General features: G+C 59.8%; 16 protein-coding genes, 1 tRNA gene and 1 pseudogene. 11 read left to right on the forward strand and 7 right to left on the reverse strand.

The window, feature by feature from the left end; translation table 11 throughout:
* Position 1: 1 nt before the first annotated feature.
* A complete protein-coding gene (locus tag AB2L51_RS04205) occupies positions 2-742 on the forward strand; it encodes a MarC family protein (RefSeq protein ID WP_395581169.1) in 741 nt (246 codons plus the stop codon).
* An 88-nt stretch (positions 743-830) separates the two neighbouring features.
* Here the strand turns inward: AB2L51_RS04205 and AB2L51_RS04210 are convergent, their stop codons facing one another.
* Together AB2L51_RS04210 and tsaD are read right to left on the reverse strand one after the other, a co-directional pair.
* Positions 831-1,652: a 23S rRNA (adenine(2030)-N(6))-methyltransferase RlmJ gene (locus AB2L51_RS04210; protein WP_395581170.1), complete on the reverse strand. Its 822-nt coding sequence runs from the start codon at positions 1,650-1,652 to the stop codon at positions 831-833.
* Entirely contained in the window at positions 1,649-2,755 is a 1,107-nt protein-coding gene (gene tsaD, locus AB2L51_RS04215; RefSeq protein ID WP_395581171.1) for a tRNA (adenosine(37)-N6)-threonylcarbamoyltransferase complex transferase subunit TsaD, read from the reverse strand. Before tsaD ends, AB2L51_RS04210 begins: the two co-directional genes overlap by 4 nt.
* A gap of 146 nt (positions 2,756-2,901) precedes the next feature.
* Between tsaD and hemC the strand changes: the two genes are divergently transcribed.
* On the forward strand, positions 2,902-3,978 hold the full coding sequence (hemC, locus tag AB2L51_RS04220) for a hydroxymethylbilane synthase (protein ID WP_086645310.1): 1,077 nt from the start codon (positions 2,902-2,904) through the stop codon (positions 3,976-3,978).
* A 115-nt stretch (positions 3,979-4,093) separates the two neighbouring features.
* Positions 4,094-4,750 (forward strand): uroporphyrinogen-III synthase, encoded by a 657-nt coding sequence (locus tag AB2L51_RS04225; protein ID WP_400920892.1) that lies wholly within the window; start codon positions 4,094-4,096, stop codon positions 4,748-4,750.
* Positions 4,751-4,814: 64 nt separating this feature from the next.
* On the opposite strand, the gene secB is transcribed toward AB2L51_RS04225, so the two are convergent.
* A complete protein-coding gene (gene secB / locus AB2L51_RS04230; RefSeq protein ID WP_395581173.1) occupies positions 4,815-5,312 on the reverse strand; it encodes a protein-export chaperone SecB in 498 nt (165 codons plus the stop codon).
* A gap of 137 nt (positions 5,313-5,449) precedes the next feature.
* The gene (locus tag AB2L51_RS04235; protein WP_395581174.1) at positions 5,450-5,968 is read right to left on the reverse strand and encodes a histidine phosphatase family protein; all 519 of its coding nucleotides are present in this window, start codon (positions 5,966-5,968) and stop codon (positions 5,450-5,452) included.
* 182 nt (positions 5,969-6,150) lie between these two features.
* Between AB2L51_RS04235 and AB2L51_RS04240 the strand changes: the two genes are divergently transcribed.
* The 4 genes and pseudogenes from AB2L51_RS04240 to AB2L51_RS04255 all read left to right on the forward strand — a co-directional run bounded on the left by AB2L51_RS04240 (position 6,151) and on the right by AB2L51_RS04255 (position 10,019).
* Complete coding sequence (locus AB2L51_RS04240; protein WP_395581175.1) at positions 6,151-6,831, forward strand: Tim44/TimA family putative adaptor protein; 681 nt, start codon at positions 6,151-6,153, stop codon at positions 6,829-6,831.
* Positions 6,828-7,682 (forward strand): DNA-methyltransferase, encoded by an 855-nt coding sequence (locus AB2L51_RS04245; protein ID WP_395581176.1) that lies wholly within the window; start codon positions 6,828-6,830, stop codon positions 7,680-7,682. Before AB2L51_RS04240 ends, AB2L51_RS04245 begins: the two co-directional genes overlap by 4 nt.
* Before the next feature lie 122 nt (positions 7,683-7,804).
* Positions 7,805-9,223, forward strand: a pseudogene (locus tag AB2L51_RS04250) (cytochrome-c peroxidase).
* A 160-nt stretch (positions 9,224-9,383) separates the two neighbouring features.
* Positions 9,384-10,019 (forward strand): Smr/MutS family protein, encoded by a 636-nt coding sequence (locus AB2L51_RS04255; protein ID WP_395581177.1) that lies wholly within the window; start codon positions 9,384-9,386, stop codon positions 10,017-10,019.
* On the opposite strand, the gene AB2L51_RS04260 is transcribed toward AB2L51_RS04255, so the two are convergent.
* Together AB2L51_RS04260 and hemF are read right to left on the reverse strand one after the other, a co-directional pair.
* Positions 9,996-11,135 carry a hypothetical protein gene (locus AB2L51_RS04260; RefSeq protein WP_395581178.1) on the reverse strand — a complete coding sequence of 380 codons (1,140 nt, stop codon included), beginning with the start codon at positions 11,133-11,135 and terminating at the stop codon, positions 9,996-9,998. The genes AB2L51_RS04255 and AB2L51_RS04260 overlap by 24 nt on opposite strands.
* Positions 11,136-11,236: 101 nt before the next feature.
* The gene (gene hemF / locus AB2L51_RS04265) at positions 11,237-12,151 is read right to left on the reverse strand and encodes an oxygen-dependent coproporphyrinogen oxidase (protein WP_395581179.1); all 915 of its coding nucleotides are present in this window, start codon (positions 12,149-12,151) and stop codon (positions 11,237-11,239) included.
* A gap of 167 nt (positions 12,152-12,318) precedes the next feature.
* Between hemF and AB2L51_RS04270 the strand changes: the two genes are divergently transcribed.
* From AB2L51_RS04270 to AB2L51_RS04280, 3 genes are read left to right on the forward strand one after another with little or no spacing between them, the layout of a single operon-like run.
* Positions 12,319-13,497, forward strand: coding sequence for a cytochrome b (locus AB2L51_RS04270; protein WP_395581180.1), 1,179 nt, complete (start codon positions 12,319-12,321; stop codon positions 13,495-13,497).
* Entirely contained in the window at positions 13,494-14,255 is a 762-nt protein-coding gene (locus AB2L51_RS04275) for a cytochrome c1 (protein ID WP_395581181.1), read from the forward strand. The genes AB2L51_RS04270 and AB2L51_RS04275 overlap by 4 nt, the downstream gene beginning before the upstream one ends.
* Positions 14,242-15,129, forward strand: coding sequence for an S-methyl-5'-thioadenosine phosphorylase (locus tag AB2L51_RS04280; protein ID WP_395581182.1), 888 nt, complete (start codon positions 14,242-14,244; stop codon positions 15,127-15,129). Before AB2L51_RS04275 ends, AB2L51_RS04280 begins: the two co-directional genes overlap by 14 nt.
* Positions 15,130-15,428: 299 nt before the next feature.
* Here the strand turns inward: AB2L51_RS04280 and AB2L51_RS04285 are convergent.
* Positions 15,429-15,514, reverse strand: a tRNA-Tyr gene (locus tag AB2L51_RS04285).
* A gap of 214 nt (positions 15,515-15,728) precedes the next feature.
* Here AB2L51_RS04285 and panB point away from each other — a divergent pair.
* Entirely contained in the window at positions 15,729-16,547 is an 819-nt protein-coding gene (gene panB, locus AB2L51_RS04290; RefSeq protein WP_166110678.1) for a 3-methyl-2-oxobutanoate hydroxymethyltransferase, read from the forward strand.
* Positions 16,548-16,662: the final 115 nt, after the last annotated feature.

Below are 16,662 nucleotides of genomic sequence, written 5' to 3' on the forward strand. Positions count from 1 at the left end.
TATGTCGGCGCATCTTCCCGAGATTCTATTAAGCGGGAGTATGGTCAGGACAGGGATTTCTTCCTTTCTGCTGGCTTTTCCCGCCCTGTTTTCCATTGTCAATCCATTTGGCGCGGCTCTTATTTTTGCTCAGGCTTCCGATGGTCGCTCTCCGCGCGAAATTATGGCGCTTGCGCGGCTTGTCTCTTTTTATTCCTTTGTGCTGATTATTGTCTCCCTGTGGTTTGGCAGCCTCGTGCTGGCGTTTTTTGGCGTGACCGTTAATGCCCTGCGTGTGGCGGGTGGTCTGGTTGTGGCCGTGCGGGCATGGGCTCTGCTGCAAAGCCCTGAAAGTGTGGAAGCGCAGAAGGAAAAACAGGCCCTGCAGGGCGGGCGCACCGTTATGTCGCCCAACTGGGCGGATGCTGCGTTTTTTCCGCTGGCCATGCCGTTTACCGTTGGGCCGGGCACAATTGCCGTGGCCATTGCCCTGGGGTCGGGTTGTCCGTCGGATCAATCCTTCTGGCCGTATTCAGCGGGTACGACTATGGCCGCCATCTGTGTGGTGCTGATCGTGTGGGCCGCGTATTCCAGCTCGGAAAAACTGGTATCCATGCTGGGTGTAACCGGTACGCGGATTGTCAGCAGGCTGGCTGCACTGGTTCTGCTGTGCATTGGGGTGCAGATTCTGGCCGCAGGTGTGCAGGGTTTTGCAATAGACATGTGGCATAACCTGCTCAAGGACGTCCGCCATCCCGCGTGATGGTGCTGCCTCCTTTACGCACAATACCCACGCCCCTTCTTTCGGCTGAGGCCTGACGCCTCTTTACGCAAAAAAGGGGCGTGAGGGTTTATTCGGGCACCAGTTCACTGACTGTCGCGTCAAACGCACCAAGTGCCACTTTGAGCCGTGCAAGCTGCTGCTGTGCCTGTGCTGCAAAGCCGTAAGGTGGTTTGATGACCAGTAACCCCGCTCCATTGAGGGCATCAGGGTCGTGGGGTGGGCGCATCAGCAGTTCCGCCACCAGCACGTTGCGGTGCCCGGCCTGCTCCACGCTGGTATGGAACTGGCGCACCGGTGTTCTGTGCTTGATGGGGTACCACACCGCAATCATGCCCGCGGCAAAGCGGGTGCGAATGGTCTGGAGTGCTTCGGTCAGGCGATCGAATTCCCCCGGTTCTTCAAATGGCGGGTCGATCAGCACAAGCCCGCGTTTTGCTGTTTTGGGGGGGAGGAGTGCGCGCAGGCTCTCATACGCATCGCGCTCATGCACGCTTATGTTGGGCTGGCCTGCAAACAGGCGGTAGAGTGCCCGTTTGTCCACCGGATGCTTTTCGCAGCAGATCAACTGGTCCTGTGGGCGCAGCATGAGCGATGCCAGCAGGGGGGAGCCGGGGTAAAAGCGTGGCCCACCAGCCTTGCGGACCAGTTCCAGCCACGGGGTCAGGGGGCTGTCTGGCGCTTCTGCCCAGAGTCTGCCGATGCCACTTTGGTATTCGCCGGTTTTTTCAGCCTCGGGGCTTTCAAGGTCATACCGGCCGATGCCGGCATGGGTGTCCAGCACCAGAAAAGGCGCGTCCTTGCGCAGAAAATGCTGGAGCAGGCTGACCAGCAAAGTGTGCTTCATGCAGTCGGCAAAATTGCCTGCGTGGTAGATGTGGCGATAGTTCATGCGGAGGCCTGATCGGGTTCAAAACGCTGGGCCATGTCTTCCAGTGGCCAGCGCGGGCGTGGGCGCAGGGTTGTGTTGTTGGGTACGGGCAGGCCGCGTTCAGCGCTTTCACGCCATGTTTCAAGGGCTGCCCAACCGACCATAACGGCATTATCCGTGCAGAGCCGGAGCGGAGGTGCGGCAAAGCGCAGGCCGCGCTTGTGGGCTACCTCCTCCAGTCTGGCGCGCAGGGTGGTGTTGGCGGCAACGCCACCGGCGGCGACCAGCAGACGGGCCTGTGGCATCATGTCCAGCGCATGGTTGATGCGGTCTGCCACAACATCGGCCACCGCCTGCTGGAAGGAGGCCGCAAGGTCGGCAGCAAACTGGTGGGGCAGAGGGGCCTGCCCGTAAGGAGCCAGTTTTTGCGCAATCGCGGTTTTAAGCCCGGAGAAGGAGAAGTCACACCCCGGCCGGTGCAGGAGCGGGCGGGGCAGGGCTATGGCATCCGGGTCGCCCATCTGGGCCAGTTTTTCCAGTGCCGGGCCACCGGGCCAGCCAAGGCCGAGCATTTTTGCAACCTTGTCAAACGCTTCGCCCGCGGCATCGTCTATGGTGCCGCCGAGTTTGCGGTACTGGCCAACGCCTTCCACCGCAATGCACTGGCAGTGCCCGCCAGAGACCAGCAGTAACAGGTAGGGGAAAGGCGCACCATCGGGTACAATACCGGGCAGACGGGCGGTCAGGGCATGGGCTTCCACATGGTTGACCGCAACAAAAGGAATAGCCAGCGCCAGAGCCAGGCCCTTGGCAAAACTTGTGCCCACGATCAGCCCGCCAATCAGCCCCGGCCCGGTGCTGGCGGCAATAAAGGCAAGGTCCGTCGTGGCCAGACCTGCATCTGCCAATGTTGCCTCGACCAGAGCAGGCAGGAGGGCCAGATGCGCGCGGGCGGCTATTTCTGGCACTACACCCCCAAAATCCGCATGCCCATCCTGCGAGACAACGCGCTGGGCAAGGCAGGTACCATCGGGAGCCAGAATGGCGCAGGCGGTTTCGTCACAGGAGGATTCAATGGCCAGAACAGGCCCTGCGGGCTGATGGGTGGCGGAAAGGTCACTCATGGACGCACCATAAAAAAAGCGGTATTCTCGCACGAATGCAACGGATGGGGAGGGGCGGAATGTTTTTCCGGTCGCGCAAGTTTTTCAGACCAGCCGGGCTTCATCGTATCTTGTCCTTTCTCCATTCCCGGTAATAGACACATCTTATGGATTCAGCCTACCCTTCCTCACCTGTCCTTTCTCCCGCCTTGCAGGAGATTGCCGCAGAAGCGGCTGCACGCCAGAAAAAGGCGGGCAGTCATTCGGGACGTCACTCCCTGCCTTTGCGGGTGGGCACGCGTGGGTCTCCTCTGGCGCTGGTCCAGACACGCGCATTTTTGACCACGCTGACGCGCTTCTGCCCCGTCTTGCGGGACATGAACGCCTTTCAGGAACACCAGATCAACACCACGGGTGATCAGGTGCAAAACCGCAGGCTTGCGGAAATTGGCGGTAAGGGCCTGTTTGCAAAGGAAATCCATGAGGCTCTGGCAGACCGGCGGATTGATTTTGCCGTGCATAGCCTCAAGGATCTGGAAACAACGCTCCCCCCCGGTCTGGTGCTGGCCTGCACGCTCAAGCGCGAAGATGCGCGGGACGCACTGATCCTTGGCCCCCGGCTGGAACAGTCCGATCCGGATGATCCGTATTCGGCCCTGCCCGAAGGTGCTCTGGTCGGATGTGCTTCTGTCCGCCGTCAGGCGCAGATGCTGCATGTGCGCCCGGACCTTAAATTTGGCCTGCTGCGCGGCAACGTGCAGACCCGACTCGACAAGCTTGCCGCCCGGCAGTGCGATGCCACCTTGCTTGCGCTGGCGGGTCTGCGCCGCCTTGGCATGGCCGAGCGGGCCAGTATTGTGCTTTCTCCCACCGTTATGGTTCCCGCCGCCGGGCAGGGCATTGTTGGTGTGACGGTGCGTGAGGACGATGTTGAACTGCGCGAACTGCTGTCCGCCATTGAGGATTACGAAGCCCGTGCCGTTGCCACGGCCGAGCGCGCCCTGCTGGCGGAGCTGGACGGGTCATGCCGTACGCCGATTGGGGGTTATGCCCAGCTTATTCCCGTTGTGGCGGGGGATACGCCCAAACTGCACCTGACTGGCCTTGTGGCGCGGGAGGACGGGTCCTTCCTGCTCAAGCGCAGCATAAGTGGTGCGCCGGAGGATGCTGCACGGCTGGGGCGTGAACTGGGATGCAGCCTGCGCAGGGATAGCCCGGCTGATATTTTTGAGGAAAACGCGTAAAAACACACACAGGCTGCCTTCCATGCCTCCGCCGTCTTCGCATTTGTTGCCGTCGTTGTCGCGTGGTGTCCTCATCACCCGGCCGGAGCCGGGGTTGGGGGAGACAGCTTTGGCGGTGGCCCGCGCGGGGTGGGTCCCTCTTCCTGCCCCGGCCCTGCATGTGTGTGCCTGCCCTGTGCGGCATTTGCCACGCCAGCCTGCCGCATTGCTGCTGACCAGTGGGCAGGCCGTTGCCGCCGCGGCGGAAAGTGTCAGCCCCTCCGTTCCTGTTTTTGCCGTGGGCGACCGCACTGCACAAAAAGCGCGGGCGGCCGGGTTTGTTACGGTGTGCAGTGCCAGGGGTAATGCGCAGGCGCTCGTACACCTGCTTGTTGGTACGTGCTCCCCGAAGCAGGGAACACTCCTGCTTTTTTCCGGCGCGGGGCAGGGGGTGGAACTGGCGCAAAGCCTGCGGAGCCATGGTTTTAGTGTTGTGCGGCGGGTTGCTTACCGGGCCAGTGCGGTGGTGGATTTTCCCGTCCCCGCCGGTCAGGCGTTGCAGGCCGGGCAGGTTGCGGCGGTTCTGTTTTTTTCGGCCCGGAGTGCCCGGAACTGGCTGGCCAGTGTGCCCCGTGGCCACCTGTATGCGCAGGTGCTGGCCCTGCGCGCCGTTGTTATTTCGCACGAGGTAGCGCAGGCCGTGCAGCTTGCGGGCTGGCTGGGGCCGGTTACGGTGGCCGCTACACCGGATGCCCCGGCCATGCTTGCGGCTCTGGGCAGTCTGAACACATAAAAAAACCCGGCTGCCATAACGGAGCCGGGTTTTTGCAAGGCGCTGTTACACCCAAAGCAGAGGCTTATGCGTGGCCTGCTGCTTCGGGGAATTCTGCGCGGCGGGCCTGCCACAGGGCCACAAAGTCAATCGGCTGCAGCACAATGGGGGGGAACCCACCATCACGCGTGACATCGCTGATGATGTTGCGTGCGTAGGGGAAGATCAGGCGCGGCACTTCAACCAGCAGGATGGGTTCGATCAGTTCAGGCGGCGGGTTGGTCAGGGTGACAACTGCGGCATAAACCAGTTCGGTCAGGAACACCGTGCGCCCGGCGGGGCCGTTTTCCGTTTCCGGGGCTTCCTTGGCTTCGGCCTTGATGCTCAGGGTGACTTCGTAAACCATCTGATCGCTCTGCAGGCGACTGGTCTGCACATCGATGTTGACACTGATCTGGGGCTGAGCGCGCAGGGTTGCAAAAATTTCTGCCCCAACGGGCACTTCAAAGGAAAGATCGCGCGTGTACTGGAGGTTAATGGCCAGTGGCAGGGCGGGTGGAACGGACTGGGCAGTATCGGACATTGATGACAGCTTCCTGCTCTCAAACGTATTGGGTTCCCTTAAGGCGGTAGCATGACCTGCGGGGTTAGCCAACACTCCAATCCGGGTCTTTGCAGGCTGGGGGCCCATGCAGGCGTGCGGATAAGGGCGTTTGCTTTTTATGGGGAAAGATGGAGCCAGTCCCCGTTTTCCAGACTCTGGCTGCTCAGTTCGAGCAGGAACCACCAGTGCGACACAACCAGTGTGTGCTCATGTGGGGTGTCCCTGCGCATCTGCTCGCGGAACTGCTGCGCCCGCAGGGTGAGTGCGCGGTCGGATTCCGGTAAGGGAGACCACCATTTTTCCGGCAGGTGGGCAAAATCAAGCTGTGGCCAGTCCCGCATCAGCACAGAGGCGGGGGAGCCAACATCGCACGAATACATGCCCCGTTCGCGCACAAGGGGCGTTACCTGCGGCGTAAGGCCCAGTGCGCGGGCAATGGGGGTGGCGGTTTGCAGGGCGCGGGTAAAGGGCGAAACCAGAATACGGGTGATGTTTTTGTGCCGGAGTTCATCCACCAGCGCATAGGCATGGTCCTGCCCCTGGGCGGAAAGGGCGGGGTCGGGCACGCTGGGGTCACGCCCGCTCAGGTTATACAGGCGGTTGAACTCACTTTCGCAATGACGCAGGATGATCATGGTGACCTGAGGGGTTTTTAAAACAGGAATGGTCTTTTACAAGGGCGGATGGGCTGGTATTCATTGTATCCGCGCGCTGGCATGACTATGTGATAATGAGAGCCCGAGGGAAAGTGCCCTTCCCGTAATAATATACAAACCTGCAAACGCTGTGTGCAGGCAGATTGGTGGACGTTTAACAGATGGATTTTTCTCTCGACCACTTTCCGGTCGATCTGGTTCTTCTGGCTTTGGTAGCCGCTTTTCTGGCTCTGCGGTTGCGGAGTGTTCTGGGCAAGCGCGTTGGCATCCAGCCCCCCAGCATGCCTGTTCCCCCCCGTGCGGAGGCAGCGCCCCGTATGGTGGAAAACAGAGTGGAGCCGGCTGGCCCCGCCGTTGAGTATGATGTGCCATCCTCCGGTACGCGGGTCGGGCAGTTGCTGGTTGAGATTCACCAGCAGGACACAGGGTTTACCCCCCAGCAGTTTCTGATGAGCGTGCAGACCGTGTTCGCACAGGTTGTGGGAGCCTACGCGCAGGGCAACCGGGATGTGCTCAAAACCTACCTGACGCCTGCGGCCTATAACTCGTTCGATGCCGCCATTACCGCGCGCGAAGCCGCAGGGCAGAAACAGCGGACAGACATTCAGGCCGTGCGCGCGCTTGCCATCGAGGACGTGCGGCTGACAAAGCTGGACGTGGGGCTGGGAGTGGCCATTGATGTGCGTATTGTGTCCGACCAGATCAGCCTGGTGGAAGATCAGGCTGGCCAGCCGGTCACCGGCACGGATGCCGTAACCGAGTTTTCTGATATGTGGACGCTGGAGCGCCTGCTGGGCGTTGGTGGCAGTGGCTGGCGTCTTGCGGCGGCGCGTAGTGCGTGAGTGCGGACAAGCCGGCCACGGGTTCCACCATCCCGCCCGTACGGGCAAAACGCTATAAGGTTGGTCGTCAGGACATTGTTCTAGGCGACTGCCTGCGTGCGTTACGGCGCATGCAGGCCGAAACCGTGGATGTGATTGTTACATCCCCCCCCTATAATATTGGTCTGTCCTACCGGAGTTACCCTGACCGGCGGGAAGAAAACGATTATCTGGACTGGATGATGACGGTTGCAGCGCAGTTGCAGCGGGTGCTTAAGCCGGACGGATCGTTTTTTCTGAATATTTCTGGCTCATCCGCCCAGCCATGGCTGCCATTTGAGCTGGCGGTGCGCCTGCGCGACCTGTTTGTGCTGCAAAACCATATTTCATGGGTCAAATCCATCTCCGTGGGGGAGGATAGCTTTGGCCATTTTAAACCCATGAACAGCCAGCGCTACCTGCACCGTGGGCATGAAAATCTTTTTCACTTCACGCTCGAAGGGGATGTGCCGCTGGACCGGCTGAGTGCAGGGGTACCCTACAAGGACAAAACCAACATAGCCCGCCGTGGCCACCAGCAGGACCGCCGCTGCCGGGGGGATGCGTGGTTTATCCCTTACGAGACCGTGCGTGGGCGGGCGGAAAAATTTGACCATCCCGGCACCTTCCCCATAGCCCTGCCCGAGCAGTGCATTCTGCTCCACGGCAAATCCGGCTGCCGGGTGCTGGACCCGTTTATGGGCACCGGCACCACCCTGCTGGCCGCCCAGCGCCTTGGGTGCAGTGGTGTGGGGATGGAAATAGATGCGGAGTACGTGGCCATAGCCCGGGCACGGCTTATGCACGATCTGGTGAGTAGCCCGCTCGCCTGATCGGATTTATCTATTATTACGATAAAAATAATCGTTTTGACATTTTGATGTGCATCAAACACAACGGGCTCAGGAATGAATAAAATGTATAAGAGAAAGAAATAGAACCGGGGGATCGGGGTTTGAAACGTATATTAGTCTCTCTGGCAGGGGTTGGTCTGCTGGCATATGGCGGTACAGTTGCTTTTTTGCAGCATTATGACCATGTAACAGCGACAGAACTTGTGCCGACTTCACCAACACATAAAGACCCCGTTGCTTTGGCTGCGTTTAATGCGCTGAATGAAGCGCGCTGTGATTACTGTCACGCAACAGGTCGGGATCTGCCTTTTTACTTCCGTCTGCCAGTGGCGAATACGATTATGGAGAGGGATCGCGATCAGGGGTTGCGCCATTTCCGTATGGAACCTGTTCTGCATGCGTTTGAGCATGGCACGCCACCATCGGAAGAAGAACTGTCGCGCATTGAGGAAGTCATTGTGCAGAACCGCATGCCCCCGGCACAGTATCTGCTGCTGCACTGGCATGCGCATCTGTCCAATGCCGAGCGGCAGGACATTCTGGCATGGGTGCAGCAGACCCGGCGTAAATACTACGCCAATACGGGTGCAACCTAGGCACTGGCTGCCGAACCCGTACGCCCCGTGCCGGAAAGCGTGGATGTGGACCCTGTAAAGGTTGCGCTGGGCAAAAAGCTGTTTTTTGACAAAAAACTGTCAGGCGACAACACGCTCAACTGCGCAAGCTGCCACGGGCTGGACAAGGGTGGGGTGGATAATCTGGTAACCGCAACCGGTATTGGCGGCCAGAAAGGCCCGATTAACGTGCCAACCGTGTATGATGCATATTTCAAGGTCGCCCAGTTCTGGAACGCCCGTGCACCAGACCTTGCCGCACAGGCCGCAGGCCCGGTTATGAACCCGCTGGAAATGGGGTCGCATGACTGGTCGGAAGTCGCCAAAAAGCTGGCGACAGACCCCGATTACGCCGGTATGTTCAAGGCCGCCTTTGGCCCGGACGTGCAGGTTGATCAGCAGACCATTACGCAGGCCATTGCCGAGTATGAAAAAACCCTGATCACGCCGGACAGCCCGTTTGATGAATACCTCAAGGGCAAGGAGGATGCGATCAGCCCGCAGGCCAGGCGTGGTTACGAGCGCTTCAAGGCCATTGGCTGTTCGGGTTGCCATAGCGGTATTGACGTCGGTGGCGGTGGTTACGAAGTCATGGGGCTGGAGTCCGATTACTTCAAGGATCGCGGCGGCAAGCTGACAGATGCGGATGAGGGCATTTATGCCATCAGCCATAAAAAGCTGGACCAGAACCGCTTTGTAGTGCCCACCTTGCGCAACATCACGCTGACTGCGCCTTACTTCCATGACGGCAGCGTAAAAACACTGGATGAAGCCGTGCGTAAAATGGCGCACTACCAGACGCCGGACAGCAATCCGTCTGATCAGGATGTAGCGGATATTGTGGCGTTCCTGCAGACCCTGACCGGCAAGTATGAAGGTCATGAACTGACCGATATCAAACAGTAAAACAGGAGCAGACGGGGCGGGCATCTTTGCGGATGTCCGCTTTCTGTGCTTGAACAACGGCTCGTCTGCAGGTGATAAAGCCTGTTGGATGGGCCGTTTGTGTTTGTGGCAGATCGTGCACGGAGCGGATTGGTTGGCATAAAGTGCGATAGGTGGCAGGGTGGTAAAAAGACGGCGTCAGTTACAGGAGGCGGAAAAGCAGCTCTGGGCGCTGGTGGTGCGTGATGTGGCTCCTCTGAGCAGCGCCAGTCTTGTTCCCCCCATGGCGGATACGGCATTTGGTCAGGACGCCGCTTCCATGCCGCAGAGCGTAACGGCCATCCCGCAAACGCATTACAAAAAAAGACAACCCAAAATCAGCCCCGCAGGCAGCCTGCTGTGGGAGGAGCGCCCAACTGCCCACCATGCTCCAGCGGTCTCGCCCGTAACAGTAAGGCCAGCGCCTCCCATTGCGGAAAAAATTGGCCAGCGCCAGCCCGGTGTGGATGACTATAGCTGGCGGCGTTTTCATCAGGGGAGCATGCGGGTGGACAAGCGTCTGGACCTGCACGGCATGGTCGCGCAGGAAGCGTTTGTGCGCCTGAGAGAATTTATGGATGTGGCCGCCCATCGTGGCCTGCGCTGTGTGGAAATCATTACAGGGCTGGGAACGGGGCAGGAAGGGGGCATTTTACGGCGCGAACTGCCCCATTGGCTGGAGCGGCCGGAAATGCGTGCCAGCATTCTGGGGCTGGCTTACCCTCATGAGGGGAATAAAGGTTCCGTCCGGATTTTACTGCGCAGGCGCAGGCGGTAAGGGCTGCGCGGAGGGAGTGCTTTTCCAGCGTGGCAGGTTAAGGGCCAGCCAGCGGCGGAACGCCATGCCTGCATTAACGTCAGGGGTGGCCATGTCATAAGACGCAATACATTTCGTGCCCGAAAGTACGGTCTGCCCGTTAGCCAGCGCAATCTGTTGCAGGTTCAGTCGGGCAGCGCATGTTTCCGCCGCATGCCGCCAGCGCGCGACTTTGGCGGGGGGCGTTAACAGGGGCAGCACAAGGGCTGCCTTAAGGCTGGCGGCAGAAGCAATGGCCTGCCATGCCTGCGGCAGAAAAGCCGGGGTGGATGTCCTGCGTTCTTGCTGCAATATGGTCAGGAAGGGGGGGGGCAGCGCCAGATCCGCCGGTGTTGGCATGGGTGGCGCATCGGCGTTGAGAAAAAGCGGGATAAATCCTTTGGTGGCCAGTGCGTCCAGCCGCTCCTTCAGGGCCGCGTCCATGGGGAGTTGAATGGCATCGACCAGTCCGTTGGTCAGGGCGGCCATGGCGTCATCTGGCGTTGCGTAGCCACTGACTGGCAGGGGGCGCAGGGCCAGCAGGTCAAAGGCCAGAAGGGTCGGCAGTTCGGGCCCGGTGGGGGTGGAAACCGCAACGCGGGTGGTTTTGCCGCTGAGAATAATGCCAAGTGAGCGGTGCAGGCTGACATGCCCCACAACCACGCAGGGCTGGCATATTGTCAACACGGGCGACCAGCGTTGATAGGCGTAATGTACGCGGCTGTCCCCGGCCATGGCGGCCATCAGTGCTGTGCCGGGGACGAGTAATGTACTGGAGGCGGAACTGAGCTGCTCCTGCGCATCAAACAGGTTTGCTCCTGTTACCCCGTCCCACCCGGTGGTGAAGGTGAGGTCAAAGGGAGGTTGCTCCAGCTCTTTTGCCATGTCCGGGGCCAGCCGGGTTGCCCATGTGCCACAGGGTGTTTCTGCGCTGCCAGCCACAATCAGCCTTGTGGTCTGGTCGGACGTGGCGGTGGGGGCAGGGCCTACCAGTATGTCATCCGCCGCATGGGCCGTGGCTGCTGCGGCCATACTCCCCAGTGCCCCGCCCAGAAACAGACGGCGCGACAGAGTGAGGCCATGAGGGCGATGCATCATTGAAGAAGCAGGGATGAGAGTAGACAAACACCAATAGCCTTCATTGTGGTTATCGCTCCTCCATACTATGCGCACTTAACGGCAGAAACACGGCCATTTTATTACGGCCATTTAACCTCTGGGGGCATGCTCATCAGAATGGCTTCCGTATTGCCGCCGGTTTTAAGTCCGAACAGCGTGCCCCGGTCATGCAGCAGGTTGAATTCCACGTAGCGGCCACGGCGCACAAGCTGGGCATCGCGCTGTTCAGGGGTCCAGGGTTCCATCATCCGGCCACGAACAATGCGTGGGTAGGCATCCAGAAAAGCAAGGCCGACATCTTTGGTAAAGGCAAAGTCCTCTTCCGCATTGCCGCTGTCCAGCCGGTCATAAAAAATACCGCCAAGGCCACGCGGTTCGTTGCGGTGAGGAAGGTAGAAATATTTGTCACACCATGCCTTGAAGCGCGGATAATACTCCGGGTCGTGCGCATTGCATGCCCTGGCAAAGGCATCATGGAATGTGGCGGCATCGTCCTGCGCTTCGGCGCTGGCGGGGAACATGGGGGTAATATCGCCCCCACCACCAAACCAGCCCTGCGTTGTAATGATCATGCGGGTGTTAAAGTGAGCGGCAGGGACCAGCGGGCTGCACATATGGGCAACAAGGCTGATGCCGGTTGCAAAAAAATGCGGGTTTTCGGTCGCGCCGGGAATGGTGGCCGCAAAGTCGGGGGGGAATGTTCCCTCCACGGTGGAGATGTTGACGCCCACTTTTTCAAAAACCCGGCCCCGCATCAGGCTTATCACGCCGCCGCCGCCGGGGGTTCCGTCTTCATTCAGGCGGTTCCAGCTTTTGCGTTCGAAGCAGGCGGGCTGTTCGTGGCCGGGCAGTACCGGGCTGTTCTGTGCGGCGGCGTCTGCCTCAATGGTTTCAAAGGCTGTGCATATCTGGTTACGCAGAGTTTCAAACCATGTGCGTGCCGCGTCCTTGAGCTTGTCGTGCGAGGGAACGGAGGCAGGCTTTATCGGCGTCATGTGTAAACTCTTTCCATACTGGTCTGCTGCCCGGCCAGCAGAGAATCGGCTCAGGGCATTTTTTCAAGGGGTGCGCCTTAGGGCCGGTCATTGCAAGATTATCCGGTTCATCGTTAAACGGGAACCGGAGTGCGCCCGAATGTGGTGGATCATGGGGGAGAAGTGCAATGGCTGGCAAACCAGTCTGCCAGAACGGGCAGGGCGCGGAGCCTGTAAGGCAGGGCCGGTTGGGTGCGTGGGTCAAGGCCTATGGCCACCTGCCACTCCCCGCGGATCTGAACTGGCTGTGGACCATAGGGGCCATTCTCTGCGTCATACTGGCCCTTATGCTGCTTACCGGGCTGACCCTTACGCTGGTCTATACGCCCGATGCGGGGCTGGCCTTTGGTTCGGTCGAAAGCATTGAACGTCGTATGCCCGCAGGTTGGCTGCTACGCGCCATGCACATGACCGGCGCGTCTTTTTTCATGCTGGCCCTGTATGTGCACCTGCTGCGGGGGCTGTACTACCGCTCTTACCTGCCGCCACGTCGTGCGGTGTGGCTGAGCGGGTGCGCCCTGCTGGTCATGGTTATGATTACGGCCTTTGCCGGATATGTGCTGCCCTGGGGGCAGATGTCCTATTGGGGGGCGGATGTCGCGGGTAAGGCCGTGGGGGCGTTCCCACTTGCTGGCGGGTGGCTGGAGGGTGTTTTTCTGGGCGGGGATGCCCCCGGCACACCGACCCTGCACCGCATGTTTGCCCTGCATTTCGGGCTGGCGCTCCTGATCGTGGGGGTGGTGGTTGGGCATATTGCCCATGTGCATGCGCGGGGGAGTTCCAGCCCATCTGCCCGCCCGGCCGCGGTAACGGGGGTTTTGCCTTTTCACCCCTATTTCACGGTGCGGGACATGCTGGCCATTGTGGTGGTTGCACTCGCCTTTGTCGGGGTGCTGTGCTTCTGGCCGGAGCTTATCGTCGAGCCTGCCAATTATCGCCCGGCCAACCCGCTGCACACCCCGGCGGATATTGAGCCGGAATGGTATTTTCTGCCTTTTTACGGAATGATGCAGGCTGTGCCGTTCAAGCTGGGGGGGCTGCTGCTCTCTGGTGGGGCGGTGGCTGTCCTGTTTGCCGTCCCCTGGCTGGACCGTGCAACGGATGCCACCCACAGCGCACCTGTGGTGGTGAGGCTGGGGCTTGTGGGTCTGCCTGTCTGCTCTGCTGTGGTGGTTGCATGCGCGGGCCTGCACCACATGCAGGGGGGGTGGATGCTGGTGGCCCGGCTGGGTATGGTAGGGTATTACGCCTATTTTCTGCTCTATCTGCCCCTTGCTGGCCGTTTGTGGCGGGGGAGCAGGGCATGATGGTCCGACGGTGTGTGGTTCTTGGAACTGGTCTGCTGTGGGCGTGTAGTGCCCTGGCGCAACCTGCGCACGGGCCTGCTCCCGCCGCGCGGCAGCAATGGTCTTTTACAGGTGCTCTGGGGCATTTTGACCTGACCGCAGTCCAGCGTGGTTACGCGGTTTTTGCAGGGTCCTGCGCCTCCTGCCACAGCCTGTCGCAGCTTCATTTTTCCGATTTTGAGGGGATGGGCCTGCAACCTGCGGAGGTGGCCGCTCTGGCGGATACCTGGCAGGTGCCAGACGGGCTGGATGCGGAAGGGCGGCTCAGGCACCGCGCTGCCCGCCCGGATGATGCCCTGCCATCCCCCTATTCCGGGCCAGAGGCGGCTCTGGCGGCTAATCAGGGGGTGGTGCCGCCCGATCTTTCCCGCATTCTTCAGGTTTATCCCGGTGGGCCGGACAGGCTGTATGGCTTGCTGGTTGGGTACGGTCCGCGACCTGTGCGCCAGATCGGGCGTGGTTTTTCCAACCCCTATGCCATTGGCCACTTTACGGCCATGCCCCCCCCGTTGCATGGCAACGAGGTCAAATACGCAGATGGCACAGTGCCCGATGTGCAGGCCGAAGCACGGGACGTGACAACCTTCCTTGCCTGGGTTTCTGCCCCCCATCTGGACCAGCGCCGCAGGTTGGGTGTGGGAGCGGGGCTGTATCTGTGCTTTCTTGCCGTGCTGTTTGCGATTTTAAACCGGAGACTCTGGTCTGATGTCAGAAAATGAAGTTGTAGAACCCGTTATCGGTCTGGTTGGCGGGTCTGGCCTGTACGATATTGATGGTCTGGAAGACAAGGAATGGCGCACGGTGGAAACCCCGTGGGGCATGCCTTCCGACCAGCTTTTATTCGGGCGGCTGGATGGCGTAAAATGCGTGTTTCTGCCCCGCCATGGCCGTGGCCACCCTATTCCGCCCTCACGCCTGAACTACAAGGCCAATATTGCAGCGCTTAAAATGTCTGGGGTGACCGATATTGTTTCCCTCTCTGCGGTAGGCTCGCTCAAGGAAGAACTGCCGCCAGGCCTGTTCGTGATTATCGACCAGTTTATTGACCGCACGATTGCGCGGGACAAAAGCTTTTTTGATACGGGGTGTGTCGCCCATATTTCCATGGCGGACCCGCTGTGCAACCGCGTGGGCGATGTCCTCAAGGCCGAGGCCGACAGGCTGGGTATTGAGGCCACCCGCAAGGGGACGTATCTGGTTATGGAAGGCCCGCAGTTTTCCACCCGTGCGGAGAGCGAACTTTACCGCACATGGGGCTGCTCGGTTATTGGCATGACCAACATGCCAGAAGCCAGCTTGGCCCGGGAGGCGGAAATCTGTTACGCCACTGTTGCCATGGTGACTGATTATGACTGCTGGCACACCGAGCATGATAACGTGACGGTAGACAGCGTTGTTAAAACCATGCAGGCCAACTCTGCCAAAGCCAAGGCGCTGGTCAAAGCGGTTATTCCCGCACTGGGTGGCAAAAAGCGTGGTCTGTGCAGCACAGGCTGTGACCGCGCACTGGAATATGCGTTGATTACAGCTCCCGATGCGCGTGACCCTGAACTGATGGGTAAGCTCAAAAGCATTGCAGGCCGTGTGATCTGAAATACAAAGCACGTAACAGCCTGCGGCGTTGATGCAGGTTGTTACAAAACAGGCAGACCATTGGCCTGCCTGTTTTGTTTGTTGCCTGTGTTGGCCTTGGCATTTGGGAGTGGCATCCGACATGCCGGATGCTGGCAGAAGTCAACCCGTAGCGGATGGTACCGGAGGGAATAGTCCTGCGCAGGCAGCTACGAATATCCGCAGATCATCGCATGTTGCCTGTAATGTCAGCCAGATATGTGAGAACATACAGCAGGAAAATGCTGTAAAATCACAGTAATTTTAAATTTCTGGGAAAATGGTGGAGGGGGTTGGATTCGAACCAACGTAGGCGTACGCCAGCGGATTTACAGTCCGCCCCCTTTAGCCACTCGGGCACCCCTCCGACTTGTTGAGCACTCACCTAAAGCCTGTTCCCGGGGTTGTCAATGGCTTTGGGGAACTATTCTTTGCCTGTGGTGGGTTAAGAGGTTTTATGCGGTTTATGGCGGGTGGAAATTGGCAAAAGATTTATAGCCATTTGGGCTGGACATATGCCGGGGTTCGGGGAAAAGCTGCATCCGGTTCCGGGTATCCAAGTGTGACGGGGAGTAGAGGTCTTGAGCAAACACCAAACAGTGCGGCGGCATACGCCTCGTTCTCTGGCGGCGCTGGATACGCCCGTAGTCGCATTGACCGCCTACACAACACCCATGGCCCGCCTGCTGGACCCGCATTGCGACCTGCTTCTGGTGGGGGATTCGCTGGGTATGGTGGTGTACGGCATGGAGTCCACACTGGCCGTAAGTGTGGACATGATGGTCGCCCACGGTCAGGCTGTAGTACGTGGGAGCCAGAAGGCCTGCGTAGCCGTGGATATGCCTTTTGGTAGTTATCAGGAAAGCCCGCAGCAGGCGTTCCGTGTTGCGGCGGATATTATGGCCAGAACCGGGGCAGGTTGTGTCAAGCTTGAAGGCGGGCAGGAAATGGCCCCGGCCATAGAGTTTCTGGTCCAGCGGGGGATTCCGGTTATCGGGCATATCGGGCTTAAGCCGCAGGCTGTGCATGCGCATGGGGGGTTTCGGACCGTTGGGCGCGGGAGCGAGGCCGAACAGGTTATGGCCGATGCGCTGGCGGTGGAAAAAGCCGGAGCCTTTGCCGTGGTGATCGAGAGTACAATGGAACCGCTCTCGCGCGCCATAACCGAAGCTCTGGGGATTCTGACCATTGGCATAGGCGCATCGCCCCAGTGCGATGGGCAGATTCTGGTTGCGGAGGACATGCTCGGCCTGTTCCCCGACTTTACCCCACGTTTTGTGCGTAAATTTGCCAATCTGGGGCAGGAAGTGGACCGCGCTGTGGCTGACTACGCCCATGCCGTGCGCACGCGTACATTCCCCGGCCCGGCGGAATGTGTGGGCATGCCCAAGGCGGACTAGAGCCACTTCGATCGGTTTTTTGGGGAGGTGTGTGCGGGCAGACTGCGCACTTGTGCAGGCAGCACGCGGTACTCCCGCACAAGTGTATGGCCTGTGCGGGGTATATGACCAGTAA

Origin of the sequence: Acetobacter fabarum (genome assembly GCF_040702925.2) — a bacterium.
GTDB lineage: Bacteria > Pseudomonadota > Alphaproteobacteria > Acetobacterales > Acetobacteraceae > Acetobacter > Acetobacter fabarum_B.